The organism is Amycolatopsis sp. NPDC051373, assembly GCF_040689465.1.
In the GTDB taxonomy this organism is placed as follows: Bacteria; Actinomycetota; Actinomycetes; order Mycobacteriales; family Pseudonocardiaceae; genus Amycolatopsis.
In genome coordinates this window covers 169,097-182,861 of sequence record NZ_JBFBAE010000012.1, presented here as the reverse complement: position 1 = coordinate 182,861, position 13,765 = coordinate 169,097, and the positions used below count along the sequence as shown (strand labels likewise).

The following is a 13,765-nucleotide window of genomic DNA, read 5'->3' as shown; positions in this document are numbered from 1 at the left end:
GCTCTACGTCGCGGCCTACGCACGCCGGGCGGTGACGTACAGCCGGGCGAGGGCCATCGGCAGGTCACGCGGATCGGCGATCACGTGGTACTCGTCGGGGTCGCACATCGTCCGCAGGTAGTCGCCGCCGGCCGGGTCGACGGTGATGAGGTACGGGCGGACACCGGCAAGGCGGGCTTCGGCGAGCGCGCGCGTGGTGTCGGCGAGCGCGTAGTCCAGCACGGCGTCCTCGCCGTACCGCTGCCCGTAGTCGAGGTCGAACGGACGACCGTCGGAAACCAGCACGAGCAGCTTCGCCGGCGCGCCGTGCGTGGCGAGCCGGCGGGTGAGGTGGCGGATGGCCGGGCCCATCCGGGTGGTGTGCTGCGGCACGAGCCCGTCGAGCCGCCGCAGGGTCGCCGGCGTGCGCCGCTCGTCGAGGGACTTCACGACCGAAACCACGACGTCCTCGCGGCCGGTGCCGGAGAAGCCGTAGATGCCGTAGCTGTCGCCCACCCGCTCCACCGCTTCGAGGAGCAACGCGACCGATTCCCGCTCCAGGTCGAGGATCCGGCGGATCCCGTCGTCGCGCTCGGGCAGGCGTTCGGCCGTCGACGAGCTCAGGTCCAGTGCGAACGCGACGGCCACCTCGCGGGCCACCGGTTCGAGCGCGCTGTGGACGGCCTCGCCCGGCGTCCGTCCGGTCCGCAAGTCGGCCATGGCTTCGACGCAGGCGTCGAGGTCGAGGTCGTCGCCGTGGCGCAGCCGCGTGCGCCGGCGGCGCCCGAGCGGAGCCATGCGTTCCAGCTGCGCGGTCAGCGCGGGCAGCAGCGCGCGGTTGCGCTTGAGCGCGTCGCGGTGCGCGCGGCCGCCGCGCCCCGAACGGGGCCGCTTCTCGCGGACCAGGCACCAGTCGGTCAGGTACCGGCCGGCGTGGTGGTCCCACTCCGGATAGGCGAACTCGTGCCGTCCGCTCGCGTGGACGGGCCCGGTTTCCCCGTGGTGGTGGTCGTCCAGGTCGGGGCCGTGGTCGTGCGGCAGCGGCTCCGGCGGGCGCTGGACCGCCGTGACGTCGACCTGTCCGCTCTCGGCCGCCAGCGAGCGTTCGGTGAACTCGTCGGCCGCCTGGCCTTCCTCGCCGGTCGTCCGCAGGATCGCCTCGGTGAGCGGCATGCCGGAAGCCGACAAACCGAGATACCGGGGACCGGGCACGTCGCGGTAGCGCACGGGCGCGAACCGGACGTCGAACACCTCGTCACCTTCGAGCCGGAACTCCTGGCCCGGCAGCGTGAACCCGTCGTCCACATCGGATTCGGTGAACGCGACCTCTTCGTCCGGACCCGCCGCCGGCACCAGGTTGGGCAGCCGCACCAGCACGCCGTAGCACCGGATCGCCGCCTCGGCCGTCGATTCCACAGTGGACTCCCGGTCGGTCAGTACCTTCGCCACGGCGGCGATCCGGGTGACTGCCGGATGCAGTGCCGGCGGCAGCCGGATCGAGGTGGCGCCGAGACTCAGCCGGACGAGCGCCTCGGCCGCGGCGGAGCGGGCCGGCAGCTCGGCGAGGTCCGGCCTCGCCGCCAGCTCGTCGTGGCGCACCCGCTCGTAAGCCGGTGCCAGGCCGGGGAACAGGCGCAGGGCCGCGGTGTCCACGCGCAGGTCTTCGAGCGCGGTGAACACCTCGACCGCGAGCGCCGTGCGGCCGAACAGGCCGGCGAAGCGGTCGAGCCCGCCGCTCAGGCCGGCCGGGCGCAGCCGCCGGAAGAACGGCTCCGGCCGGTCGAGATCGAGCTCGAAAGTGCCGAGTTCGTGGTGCAGCGCCCGATGCGTCAGCGCCACCTGGTACCACGACGGTCCCGAGTGCACGTGCGACGGGAGCCGCACGGTCGTCGCGGTGTCGGGCCGTTGGCGAAGTTCGGCATCGTCGTCGTAGGGCACCAGTTCGCACCCGCGCCCGCACAACGCCCGGTAGTACAGCGAGAGCGAGCCGGTCAGCGGCGCGAGCGCCGTCATGCCGCGAACACGGCGTGCGTCACCTGCCGGACGGCGTCCTGCACGTCCCGGTCGTCGCTGGTGGCCAGTACCAGCGCGAGATCGCACGCGCGCCGCGGTGCGACCCCGCGACCGATGAGCGCGCCGGCGTGGACGAGCAGCCGGGTGCTCGGGCCGTCGACGAGATCGGCGGCGTCGAGGTTGCGGATCCGGGCGCCGAGCGCGGCCAGTGCCTCGGCCACGTCCGCGGGCACGCCCGCTTCGTGCGCGATGATCTCGGCCTCCAGATCGGCGTCCGGGTAGCCGAACTCGATGGCGAGGAACCGCTGCCGGGTGCTCGGCTTGAGATCCTTGCTCGTGACCTGGTAGCCCGGGTTGTACGACACCACGAGCAGGAAGTCCGGGTGCGCCGCCACGGTGGTGCCGAGCCGTTCGAGCGGCAGCATCCGCCGGTGGTCGGTCAGCGAGTGCAGCACCACGGTCGTGTCCTTGCGGGCTTCGACCACCTCGTCGAGGTAGCAGATCGCACCCGTGCGCGCGGCCCGCGTCAACGGCCCGTCGAGCCACGTCGTGCCCTCGGCCGAGAGCAGGTACCGGCCGACGAGGTCGGCCGCGGTGAGGTCGTCGTGACAGGTGATGGTCACCAGCGGCTCGTCCGGCGGCGCCCCGGTGCGTTGTTTCGCGATCTCCCACGCCATGTATTCGACGAACCGGGTCTTGCCGCACCCGGTGGGTCCCTTGAGCAGCACCGGGATGCGCTGGTCGTAGGCCGCGCGGAAGAGGTCGACCTCGTCGCCTGCGGGCAGATAGAACGGCGCGGTCACCGGGCGAACTCCCCGTTCTGCTCGCGGCGGATCCACGAGACCGGGTCGGGCGCGTAGTCCCGGTGGTAGTCCCCGGGGTAGTTGATGCCCGGCACCGCGGGAATCCAGTCGTACTCCAGGTGGTGCGTGCCGCCGAGGCTGCTGGCGAGGCGCACCACGCGCTCGGAGTCGAGTGCGGTGATGCGGCCCTTGTCGATCAGCTTGACCCACTCGCCGGTGCTGCGCCGCCGGATCTCGTAGGTGGCGAACAGGTTGTGCACGTGGGGGAAGTGCATCGTCGGCAACTTGTTCTCCTTGGCGTAGGAGAGGAAGGTCTGGTCCCAGTGCTCGGCACCGAAGCCGAAGTGGATCACGCCGGCCTGCGCGCGCTCGGGCAGGTTCGTCCAGGAGTCGTTGTAGTTCCACAGGGTTTCGATCTGGCGGTAGCTCTTCGGGTTGGTGCCGATCGACGCGTCGTTGAAGTACGCCCAGCCCGGGTAAGGGAAGCCGGGGTAGTGCGTGTCCTGGTAGCGTTCCACGACCTCGCGCCACAACTCACCGTAGCGGCCGCCGCCCTGGATCTTGGTGATCATCCCCGACTCGATGGTCACCGACGCGTGCGGGAAGTATCCGGTGTGGTTGCTCGTCCCGCCGACCACGCCGTTGAGCGTGGGCATCAACGTCTTCGCTTCGCGCAGGAAGGTCTCCGCCGGGTGGCCGAACCGGATGCCCTGGATCGTCGAGCCGAGGATGTGCCCCGAGATGTAGGCGCCCTTGGGCCACAGCTCCGCCTGCTGCGGGGTCACCTGCCAGCCGAGGTCCGTCCCTTCGGGACTCGTGATGCGGACCTCGGCGGCGTCGCGGAACGCGTCGACCACCATGAGGTCCACGGTCCGCCAGATCTCGTCCGGGATCCCGTTGGCGCGGGAGATGAAGTCCTCGTAGGTCGAGTACACCCAGTTGTTCCGGATCCGCTTGCCGGCGGCGCGTCTCCAGTGCGAGCGACCGGCTTCACCCGCGTAGACACCGGTGTAACCGGGGCGGTCGTCGAGGTAGCGCTTCAGCGCGGCCGCGGCGACGTTGAACTCGATGCCCTCCTCGATCATCGGCGGCAGCCGGTCGGTGATCTCCCGCCACCCCTCGGCCGCGCTGTAGGACTTCACCTCCATGCCGAGGTCGGTGACGTCGATCCGGTCGACCTTCGCGACGCCGATCTCCAGCAGTGCCTGGCGGATGGCCTTGAACACGAGCTCGTGTTGGTGGGGGAACGTGACGATCAGCAGCTCGTCGCCGGGCCGGACGTCGCCGAGCGCGGACCGGCCGTAGCGGCGCCGCACGTGCGCCCGCGCGAGCGGCATCAGCTCCTCGAGGTCGTCGGTGCGCTCCTGCAGGAGGTAGCCCGGGAACCGCGGCGCCGGGTAGTCGAACCCGGGCAGCGGAGCGGGGACACCGGGAGCCTGTGCGGACAAGGGGTACGGGGCGGTCATCGGCGACCGTGCTCCTTTCGGGTCAGTGCGCGGGCAGGACGATCGCGTCCTCGGGCTCGGGCTGCAGGAAAATCGGGTCGCCGTGGGCGAGGCCGACCTTCTCCTTGTAGACGCGGACCTTCAGCACGTCGTCGCCGAGCCGGACGTAGTAGTCCCAGCAGTCGCCGTGGTAGATGCTGAACTGCACGGTGCCCTTCCAGGCTTCGGCGTCGTGCTGCTTGCGGGAGAACCCGAAGCTCTCGGGCCGCATGAACACGCTGACGGTGTCGCCCGCGCTCAGCTCGGAGTTGGCGCCGCAGACCAGCCGGCCGGGTCCGACCTGCACGCACACGCCGGTCTCCAGCACCTCGGTGACGACGCCGGTGAGCGTGTTGGAGACCCCGAGGAAGCGCGCGGTGAACTCCTGTTGCGGCCGGGCGTAGATCTCCTGCGGCCGGCCGCGTTCGACGATGGAGCCGCTGTTCATCACGACCACGTCGTCGGAGACGGCGAGGGCCTCGTCCTGGTCGTGGGTGACGAACACCGTGGTGATGCCGAGCCGCTGCTGCACGGCGCGGATCTCGTCGCGCATCCGGTCCCGCAGCCCGGCGTCGAGGTTGCTCAGTGGCTCGTCGAGCAGCAGCACCTTCGGCTCGCGCACCAGGGCGCGGGCCAGCGCGACCCGCTGCTGCTGGCCACCGGACAACGCCGGGGCCGGGCGTTCGGCGAAGTCGGCCAGGCCCACGAGATCGAGCGCGTCGAGCGCCTTCTTGCGCGCCGCGGCGGCGCGGACCCGGGGTTTGTTGACCCGCAAGGGGAACATCACGTTCTGCACGACCGACATGTGCGGCCAGATCGCGTACGACTGGAACACGATCCCGATCGGCCGGCGGTGCGCGCCGGCGAACACCCCGTTGCGCGGGTCGGAAACGACCTTGCCGTCGAGCTCGATCGAGCCGGCGTCGGCGCGTTCCAGCCCGGCGATGAGCCGTAGCGTGGTGGTTTTCCCGCAGCCGCTGGGACCCAGCAGGGTCACCAGCTTGCCCTCGGCGATCTCCAGGTCGATCCCGTCGACCGCGTTGGCGGCCACGGTCCGGCCCGGGAATCGTTTCGTCAGTCCGGTCAGCCTGATCATCTTCGGATCCCACTCTCCCGCGGGGGTTGTTGTCGGGTGTGCTCAGCTCTGATTCGCGCCCTGGATCCCGAAGCGGCGCCCGAGCAGCCGGACACCGGCGACGAGGATCGTCAGGAACAGCACCATCACCACGCCGAGCGCGGCGACCACCGGGTACGAGCCGTTGGAATAGAGGTCGTAGATGCTCACGGACACGACCTCCGACCCGGAGGAGTACAGGAAGATCGCCGCGGAGATCTCGCGGAACGCGACGATCATCGTGTACAGGAACGCGGCCAGCAGTGAGGGCATGAGAAGCGGGATGAACACCCGCCGGAAAGTCTGGGCCCAGGAAGCCCCGCTGGCGGTCGCCGCCTCTTCGAGCTCGTCCTTGATCTGCGACATGCCGGGCACGAGGTAGCGCATCGCGTACGGCAGGCTGATCGTCACGAAGGCGACGACCAGGATGGTCAGCGTGCCGTAGAGGTGCACGGGCAGCGGCGCGGCGAGGTACCAGTAGAGGATGCCCACGCCCATCACGATGCTGGGCACGGCGATCGGCACCGTCGCGAGCCCGTCGAGCAGCCCGCGGCCGAACACCTTCGTCTTCACCGTGAGGTAGGCGACCACGGCGCTCAGCGCGGTGACGATCACCGCCGAGCTCACCGCCGTGACGACGCTGTTGCGCACCGACTCGATCAGGGCCGGCTGCCGGAAGATCTGGGCGTAGTTGCCGAACCCCAGGTCTCCCAGCGCTTTCAGCGAAGGCGGTTCGTAGCCGGGCAGCAGCGACGACCAGATCAGCATCGCCAGCGGCAGCACGACCGCGATGAGGAAGAACAGGATGAACACGGCCAGTCCCGCCCACCGCCACCGGCCCAGGTCCTGCACCGTCGAGCGGAACCCTTTGCCGGTGATCGTCTGCGTCGCCGAGCGCCGGCTCAGCCGTTGCGACAGAATCAGCCCGATCGACGCGATCACCAGCACGAACACCCCGATCACCCCGACCGTGCCGTAGTCGGCCGGGAACGCCTGCAGTGCGCTGTAGATCCGGCTGACGAACACGTATGTGTGGCCTGGCACACCGATCAGCTGCGGCACCTCGAACGTCGAGATGGTCTGGATGAACATCAGCAGCGCGGCCGACAGGATCGCCGGCCGGGCCATCCGCAGCGTGATCACGCGGAAGGTGCGCACGGGGGAGGCGCCCGACGCGAGCGAGGCCTCCTCCAGCGACGAGTCCATCGAGCTGAACGCCGCCGTGCCCATGAGGAACGCGACCGGCGCGACATGGATGGACTGCACGAACACCATGCCGGCGATCGAGTAGATGTTGAACGCCGGGAGCCCCACCGACCGCAGGACACCGTTGAGCGGCCCGCGTTCGGGGGAGAGCAGCAGCGCCCACGCCACCGTGTTGAGGATCCCCGGCACGATCAGCGGCACGAGCGCCGCCAGCTGCGCGAACGTCTTGCACGGCGTGTTGGTCCGGCTGACCAGCCACGCGAGCCCGAACCCGATCACCGTGCAGACGAACGCGGTGAGCCCGGCGTAGAGGAACGAGTTGAGCACCAGGGTGCCGAACCCGTCGGACGCGAAGGTCGTGGCGTAGTTGTGCAGTGTCCATGTCGAAACGCCGGTGCCGAGGAACGACGTCTGCAGGCTGGCGTAGATCATCGTGCCGACCGGCACCAGTGCGAGGTAGGCCACCGCGATCGCCGCGATGGCGAGCGTGAGGTAGCGCGGCTGCAGCAGGGATCGCCAGGACCGGTGGCGCGAGGTCTTCACGGCCCGGCCGGTCTCGGTGGGTGCCGGGTCGCCGGGTCGGGTGTCCAGCAGGGTCATCGTGGGTCCTTTCGCCGGCGGGGTCCGCCACGGCCGTCAGGGGTCACGGCGCTTTCAGTGCCGACTTCATTTCCGCGAGCTCGTTGTTGTAGTCCGCCTGCGAGAGGTTCGGGTGCCCCCACGCGGCCGGCCACTTCGTCTCGTCCCACACCTTCGCGTCGTTGGTGACGTCCGGGCGGACCGACGTGTGGTTGGTGACGTCGACGATCTCCTGCTGCCCGGCCTTGGAGACCATCCAGTCGTCGAAGAGGCGGGCGGCGTTGGGGTGCGGCGAGTTCTTCACGACGTCGATCAGGTTCAGCGACGCGGGCAGTGGTGTGCCGTTGACGAAGTCCAGGGTGTTCGGCGTCTTCTTCTTGAGGCTGGAGGCTTTGTAGCCGTACGCGGTCGCGGCGGCGAGCGGCTCGCCGGCTTGCACGTTGGTCAGCGACTGGGTGTGGCTCTCGACGAACACCGGCGCGTTGTCGCCGAGCCCCTTCAGCAACGCCAGTGCCTTGTCGTGGCCCATCGCCGTGATCAGGCTGTCGTACCAGTTGACCGCGCCGGGGTCGATCGAGAACTGGCCGCGCCATTGAGGCTTCGTGAGGTCCTCCCAGGATTTCGGTGCGGTGAGGCCTTTCTGACTGAGCACCTGGGGGTTCCAGGAGAGCACGGTGGTGACGGCGTACACGACACCCTGGTAGCCGTCGGGCAGGCTGAGCCCGGCGGGCAGCGGCGCGGCGTCGACCGGTTTGTAGGGCTGCAGTGCGCCCGCCTGAAGGAGCTGGGCGATCTGCGGTGAGTCACCGGAGACCACGTCGGCGTTGTACTTGCCGCCGCGCTGCTCGGTGATCACGCGGGGCGGGATCTTGTCGGCGCTCAGCCGCAGCGCGTTGACCTTGATCTTCGGGTAGACCTTGTTGAACGACGCGATGATCGGCGCGACGTCGGCGTCGGCGAACGTGGTGTACCAGACCACCTGGCCTTCCCTCGCCGCCACCTCGGCGAGCTGCTGGGGGTTGCGCTGGTCGGCCGTCGTCTGGGCCGCGTCGGTAGAGCTGGCCGCGCCGGAGCCGCACGCGGCGGCCATCGTCAACGCCAGGCCGCCGGCGAGGACGGCCGAGACGGTCCGTCGGGTGCTTCGCCTCTTGTGCATTGCGGTTCCCTTCGGTGAGCGGACCGCCGCCGGGAACAAGGCGGGCTCACCACGATGTGAGTGCGGAACTGTCGCAGAGCTTCGGGTGCCGAGGGTCCGGTGCCTGAGGCCACGGGCCGTTCGGTTCGAGCAGTATGGACCTATGGTATGACCATTTGTCAACCGTTGATGCCGATGCTGCTCCCGATCGAAATCCTCGGCCCACGGATCCACTTCGGACAGTGAGCGCAGCGCGGGACGGCCCGTGCGCGATGAGTGCGGGCGGGCGCGTCCCTGCGGCGAAGTGGCAGCCATTCTGCCAAAGCCCGGCGGAAACCGTAGGGCCGAATGGCGGATTACCGCACCGGGTTCACACCACCACCTCGGTCATGATCCCGGCCGGGAAGATCTCGTCGGCCGTGGCGAGCCGGTGCGCTATTCCCTGCTGGGCTGCATAGGTAAGCAGTTGTTCCCAGGTCGCGCGATTGGGTTCGATGCCGAAGGGGAATGGGTCGCCGGCGAAGAGTTCGCGCATTTCGCGGCCGTAGGTGGCGAGCCAGGGGAGCGGGTAGCGCGACACGGCGGGGTCGAGAAGCCGTTCGACGCTGCGCTGTTTCGACTCCAGGAAGGCGTTGTAGAGGTTGCGCGCCACCCAGGGGTGCTCGTCGAGGATCTGCCGGCGCATCGCGATCAGGTGCATGATCGGCCAGATGCCGGTGTCGCGGTAGTAGTCCTGTTCCCGTTCGCGGTAGTCCGGGAACAGGCGCACGACGTCGGGGTGTCCTTCGAGGAAGCACGTCGGCGGCCGGGCGATGATCGCGCAGTCGATGTCGCCCGCGGCGAGCAGGTCGGACAGCGACCGGTCGGAAACGCGGGTGAGCCGCACGCCGGGCGGCAGGGTCAGCTCCACCTTCTCGACGCGGCCCGGGGCGTTCGCGCCGGCCTGGTACCACTCGATCTCGTCGAGTTTGACGCCCATGTCGTTGTGCAGCCAGCCGCGCATGTACACCGCCGCGGAGTGGGCCCACTCGGGCGAGCCGACCTTCTTGCCGCGCAGGTCTTCCACGGAGCGGATGCCGCTGTTGCGGTTGACGTAGAACGAGCCGAACCGGAACAGGCGCGAGCAGACGACCGGAAGTCCCACGATGTCCGGCTCGTCGCGGGTGATCTGCGTGCTGAACTTGGCGAAGGACAACTCGGCCACGTCCCACTCACGGTTCGCGGTGAACCGCGCGAAGATCTCGTGGTGACTCAGCATCGACCAGGTGTGGTCGATGCCCTGGGCGCGCACGGCGCCGGTGCGGAAATCCCGGAAGTGGTCGTAGTCGGTGGTCGCGATGCTGAGGCGGACGTCGCTCAAGGAAGCCTCCCGGAAGCTCGGGCTCTGGATTGGTAGGACAGTTAGGCCTATACTTCGGAGCGTACCCGGGCGGGACGTCCGGGAGGAACATGTTCTGCCTCCGTCGAAAAGCGCCAAGGCGCGGGAAAGCGAGGAACGCATGGGCAAGAAGGGACGCGTGTTCGTACGTGGCTTGACTTCTGAGACCTACGGGCTCGGTCAGTTCCGTCAGGCCCAGCTGGCCGCCGAACGGGTCCGCGACGACTCGGTGGTGGTCGACGACGCGAAGGTCGGCCACTCCGGCGACTCGGAGAAGTCCCGCACGTGGTGGCGGATCGGGCCGGGGGACGAGGACTTCCTGACCCAGACGTTGCAGGTGCATTTCGTCGAACTGCCGCCGCACAGCTCCAACCGGGGACACGGACACCAGAACGAGGCGTCCTTCTACATCCTCGAAGGCGCCGGCTACGAGATCCACGACGACCAGCGTTACGACTGGAAGGCCGGGGAACTGGTCTTCGTGCACACCGACTCGGTGCACCGGCACTACAACCCCTACGACGAAAAAGCCGTCGCGCTGGTCATGAAAGCCAAGTGCACGTGGATGTTCCTGGGCCTGCTGCAGCAGGGCCGCGGCGGCCCGATCGAGCGGCCGGACGAGTTCGGTGAGCGCGAGGACTGGTCGAGGATCTGGACCGACGGCGTGCTGGAGCGCAAGAAGGTGGTGCGGCAAGAGGACACGGTCTGGGAAACGACCCCGATGGGCCGCGTCCGCGTGCTCAACAGTCCCGAGCGGACGGACCTGCGCCAGTTCTCCGTCGACGTCTTCGAGCTCGACATCCCGGCCGGCAGCCGCTCGGGCAAGCACTGGAAGATGGCCGACGAAGTCCTCTACGTGCTCGACGGCTCCGGCTATTCGCTGCACTGGGAAGTCCAGGAGGAGATCGCGGAGAAGTACTACGCGCGAGTCGCGAAGACGCCGACCCGGCACGAGATCACGAAGGGCGACACGCTCTACGTTCCGCAGAACACAATCGCGGTGCATTACGCCGCCGACGGCACTCCGCTGCGGTTGCTGTCCGCGCAGAACCGCATGTTCAAGCACCTCGGCTACGACAAGGTGCACTACTTCGAAAACGCTCCGGAGTACGCCGCCGGCGAGCTGGCCGAAGCCGCCGCGACCGTCTGATCGTCCGCCGGAGGGGCCTGTCTCGTGGTTCGCCGCGAGGCAGGCCCTTTTCGTTCGACCGTTTGCCGAAGGAGAGGAACGTGCTGATGCCGAACCACGGAATCGCCGGTGTCGGGGTGGCAGGGCTGGGGGCGATGGGCGGGCCGATCGCCCGGCACCTTGTCCGCGCCGGCCTGGACACAGTGGTGTTCGATCGGAATCGCTCCACAGTGGACGAACACGTCGAAGGGGGTGCGCGGGCTGCCGGGTCCGCGGCGGAGCTCGGCGGGTGCGACGTGGTGCTCGTGATCGTGCCGTCCGATGAGGACGTGCTCGAGGTGTCGGCGGCCGTGCTGGCCACCGCGAAGCGCGGCTCCGCGTTGCTGATCTGCAGTTCGGTGACGCCCGAGACCTCCCGCCGAGTCGAGGCCGAGGCCGGAGGTGCCGGAGTGGCCGTCCTGGACGCGGCCCTCACCGGTGGCGTCCGCGGAGCGGAGAACGGCGAGATCGTCCTGCTGGTCGGCGGGGAAGAATCCGTGCTGGACCGGGTGCGCCCGGCACTCGCGCCGTGGACGAAAGCGGTGCACCACCTCGGTCCGCTCGGCTCCGGCCAGGTCGGCAAGACGGTGAACAACCTGTGCCACTGGGGTCAGATCACGGCGATCGTCGAGGCGATGCGGCTCGGTCGCAGCCTGGGGGTCGAGCCGGCGAAGCTGCGCCGGGCGCTGCTCGACGGAGTGGCCGCGAGCGCCACGCTCGCGCAACTCGAACTGATGCGTTTCACCTGGTACCGCAAGGATCTGGCTAACGCGTTCCGCATGGCCGACGGAGTGGGACAGGACCTGCCGGTGGCGCACACCGCCCGCGAGGTGATGGAGGGCATCACCGTCGCGGGCGTGGCGGAGCTGTTCGAAGGGCCGGCCTCTTACTAATCCGGCCAAAAGTAGGCGGACCCCCCGCGCGGCACGTAACCGTTGCTACGAAGGCCATTCGGCCGTGACTGTGGTCGGATTGGTAACGATCGGCACACCTAACGGTCGGGGTCGACGGAGAGGTGGGCCGACCACTTCTCCTCGATCCGGCCGACCCGCCAGACGATCACGGCGACGAGCCAGGTCGCGACGAACAATCCGGCGATCGCGAAGCCGACGTTGTTCAGGTCGAGGTCGGCGATCGCGGCCAGCGGGCCCGAGACGATCCCGAGCCGGTCGGCGAGGATCGACAGCAGCTCGATCGTCCCGATGACGAGCGCGACGGCCACCGAGAGCGCGGTCACGGTGAGGTTGTAGAAGACCTTGCGCACCGGCTTCGCGAACGCCCACCCGTAGGCGAAGTTCATGAAGCAGCCGTCGGCGGTGTCGAACAGCGTCATCCCCGCCGCGAACAGCACCGGCAGCACGAGGATCGCGTACCAGGGCAGGGCGAAAGTGGCCGCGCCGGCCGCCAGCACGAGCAGGCCCACTTCGGTGGCGGTGTCGAACCCGAGTCCGAAGAGGACACCCACCGGATAGATGTGCCAGGGCTTGCGGACCGCCTTCGTCAGGCCGGACAGCATCCGGTTCAGCACGCCGCGCCGCGCGAGGTGCTCCTCGAGCTCGGCTTCGCTGAACCGGCCGTGGCGCATCTCGCGGAACACGCGCAGGATGCCGAACAGCACCACCAGGTTGACGATCCCGATGATGTAGAGGAACACCCCCGACACCGACGTGCCGATCAGGCCGGTCACCCGGTGCAGCGCCGACGAGTCGTCCGTGACCGATCCGGCGAGCGCGCGCACCCCGATCGAGAGCAGCAGGCACAGTCCGAACACGACGGTCGAGTGACCGAGTGAGAACCAGAACCCGACCGACAGCGGCCGGCCCCCCTCGGCCATCAGCTTGCGAGTGGTGTTGTCGATGGCGGCGATGTGGTCGGCGTCGAACGCGTGGCGCAACCCCAGCGTGAACGCCGTGACGCCGAGCCCGACTCCGAAGAACCCACCGCCGGCCAGCGCGTGGTGCTCCGGGGCCACCACGAGGCCGAGCACTCCCCAGCCGACGAGGTTCAGCAGCAGGACAACCGTGGCCATGCCGCCCAGCGACGCCCACTCGCGGCCGCTGAGCGCGACGCGGAGGCGGGCGAGCCTTCCGTCAACCGTCACGACGAGCCGCCAGCAGGCAGGTGTAGAGGCCGCGCCAGGGCATTTCGACGTCGGTGAATCCGGCCTTCGCGAGCCCTTCGAGGTGGTCGTTCACCGACGGCAGGGCGTCGTTGTGCTTGTGGGCACCGGCCTTGTCGGAAGGCGGGATGAGCTGCTTGCGGGCCGCGCGCAGCCGCGCGTCCCACACCGGCCCGGGCCCGATGTGGTCGAGGTTCAGCAGCCAGCCGCCGGGCGCCAGGTGCTCGGCCACCTCGGTGTAGAACCGCGCCAGCTGCGCCGGGTTGAGGTGGTGGCTGGCCCGCGAGGTCATCACCACGTCGAGGTCACCGGGCAGCTGCGCGAGGTCCGTCATGTCGGTGAGCTGGTAGGAAACGCGGGCGGCGAAGCGGGCGAGCCGCGCGCGGGCGGCGTCTTCCATCACCGTGGAGACGTCGGTCCAGATGCCGTGGGCGCTGGGGAACAGATCGAGCAGGACCTCCAGGAAGTCACCGGGGCCGCTGCCGATGTCGGCCACCAGTTTCGTCCGCGGCCGGTCGCCCGCCACCAGCGTGGCGGCGATTCGCCGGGGCAGCACGAGGAATCCGACGAGGCTGTCCTGTTCCAGCCACGACGTCGCGACGGTCGGGTCGAGCCATTCGGACACGGGTGTTCCTTCGGGCACGGGCACTCCTCACAGGTCGGATGGGTTCGTGACTCGGCCGTGCTCCCGCCTGGAGTGCGGGGGGGGGGGGCGGCCGGGGCGGGGGCGGCGGGGACGGCGGCGGCGGGTGGTGGTGTTTTTGGCGTCCGGGGCGGGGTGGGCGCG

11 protein-coding genes are annotated in these 13,765 nt (G+C 69.4%); 2 read left to right on the top strand and 9 right to left on the bottom strand.

All coding sequences use genetic code 11. From position 1 onward, the window contains the following. Nucleotides 1-15: 15 nt before the first annotated feature. The 7 genes from AB0383_RS23745 to AB0383_RS23715 form a co-directional block, all read right to left on the bottom strand. Complete coding sequence (locus AB0383_RS23745) at nucleotides 16-1,992, bottom strand: VWA domain-containing protein (RefSeq protein WP_366188557.1); 1,977 nt, start codon at nucleotides 1,990-1,992, stop codon at nucleotides 16-18. Beyond that, nucleotides 1,989-2,795 carry a CbbQ/NirQ/NorQ/GpvN family protein gene (locus AB0383_RS23740; RefSeq protein ID WP_255638253.1) on the bottom strand — a complete coding sequence of 269 codons (807 nt, stop codon included), beginning with the start codon at nucleotides 2,793-2,795 and terminating at the stop codon, nucleotides 1,989-1,991. The genes AB0383_RS23745 and AB0383_RS23740 overlap by 4 nt, the downstream gene beginning before the upstream one ends. Next, nucleotides 2,792-4,261, bottom strand: coding sequence for a hypothetical protein (locus AB0383_RS23735; protein WP_366188556.1), 1,470 nt, complete (start codon nucleotides 4,259-4,261; stop codon nucleotides 2,792-2,794). The genes AB0383_RS23740 and AB0383_RS23735 overlap by 4 nt, the downstream gene beginning before the upstream one ends. Before the next feature lie 22 nt (nucleotides 4,262-4,283). Beyond that, nucleotides 4,284-5,375: an ABC transporter ATP-binding protein gene (locus tag AB0383_RS23730; protein WP_366188555.1), complete on the bottom strand. Its 1,092-nt coding sequence runs from the start codon at nucleotides 5,373-5,375 to the stop codon at nucleotides 4,284-4,286. Between the two features lie 42 nt (nucleotides 5,376-5,417). After that, nucleotides 5,418-7,199, bottom strand: a complete 1,782-nt coding sequence (locus AB0383_RS23725) for an iron ABC transporter permease (protein WP_366188554.1) — start codon at nucleotides 7,197-7,199, stop codon at nucleotides 5,418-5,420. Nucleotides 7,200-7,242: 43 nt separating this feature from the next. Beyond that, entirely contained in the window at nucleotides 7,243-8,334 is a 1,092-nt protein-coding gene (locus tag AB0383_RS23720; RefSeq protein ID WP_364176684.1) for an extracellular solute-binding protein, read from the bottom strand. A 349-nt stretch (nucleotides 8,335-8,683) separates the two neighbouring features. Beyond that, on the bottom strand, nucleotides 8,684-9,673 hold the full coding sequence (locus AB0383_RS23715) for a hypothetical protein (RefSeq protein WP_364176687.1): 990 nt from the start codon (nucleotides 9,671-9,673) through the stop codon (nucleotides 8,684-8,686). Between the two features lie 139 nt (nucleotides 9,674-9,812). Between AB0383_RS23715 and AB0383_RS23710 the strand changes: the two genes are divergently transcribed. Together AB0383_RS23710 and AB0383_RS23705 are read left to right on the top strand one after the other, a co-directional pair. Continuing rightward, nucleotides 9,813-10,841, top strand: a complete 1,029-nt coding sequence (locus tag AB0383_RS23710; protein WP_364176690.1) for a cupin domain-containing protein — start codon at nucleotides 9,813-9,815, stop codon at nucleotides 10,839-10,841. 86 nt (nucleotides 10,842-10,927) lie between these two features. Next, entirely contained in the window at nucleotides 10,928-11,752 is an 825-nt protein-coding gene (locus tag AB0383_RS23705) for an NAD(P)-dependent oxidoreductase (RefSeq protein ID WP_364177060.1), read from the top strand. A gap of 98 nt (nucleotides 11,753-11,850) precedes the next feature. Here the strand turns inward: AB0383_RS23705 and AB0383_RS23700 are convergent, their stop codons facing one another. Together AB0383_RS23700 and AB0383_RS23695 are read right to left on the bottom strand one after the other, a co-directional pair. Continuing rightward, a complete protein-coding gene (locus tag AB0383_RS23700) occupies nucleotides 11,851-12,888 on the bottom strand; it encodes a HoxN/HupN/NixA family nickel/cobalt transporter (RefSeq protein ID WP_366188632.1) in 1,038 nt (345 codons plus the stop codon). A gap of 61 nt (nucleotides 12,889-12,949) precedes the next feature. After that, a complete protein-coding gene (locus AB0383_RS23695) occupies nucleotides 12,950-13,621 on the bottom strand; it encodes a class I SAM-dependent methyltransferase (protein WP_366188553.1) in 672 nt (223 codons plus the stop codon). Nucleotides 13,622-13,765: the final 144 nt, after the last annotated feature.

Excerpts from the sequence above, each read along its gene's own strand:
- AB0383_RS23745 (WP_366188557.1), bottom strand. The coding sequence starts at position 1,992 with ATGACGGCGCTCGCGCCGCTGACCGGCTCGCTCTCGCTGTACTACCGG.
- AB0383_RS23735 (WP_366188556.1), bottom strand. The coding sequence starts at position 4,261 with ATGACCGCCCCGTACCCCTTGTCCGCACAGGCTCCCGGTGTCCCCGCT.
- AB0383_RS23730 (WP_366188555.1), bottom strand. The coding sequence starts at position 5,375 with ATGATCAGGCTGACCGGACTGACGAAACGATTCCCGGGCCGGACCGTG.
- AB0383_RS23725 (WP_366188554.1), bottom strand. The coding sequence starts at position 7,199 with ATGACCCTGCTGGACACCCGACCCGGCGACCCGGCACCCACCGAGACC.
- AB0383_RS23720 (WP_364176684.1), bottom strand. The coding sequence starts at position 8,334 with ATGCACAAGAGGCGAAGCACCCGACGGACCGTCTCGGCCGTCCTCGCC.
- AB0383_RS23710 (WP_364176690.1), top strand. The coding sequence starts at position 9,813 with ATGGGCAAGAAGGGACGCGTGTTCGTACGTGGCTTGACTTCTGAGACC.
- AB0383_RS23705 (WP_364177060.1), top strand. The coding sequence starts at position 10,928 with ATGCCGAACCACGGAATCGCCGGTGTCGGGGTGGCAGGGCTGGGGGCG.
- AB0383_RS23700 (WP_366188632.1), bottom strand. The coding sequence starts at position 12,888 with ATGGCCACGGTTGTCCTGCTGCTGAACCTCGTCGGCTGGGGAGTGCTC.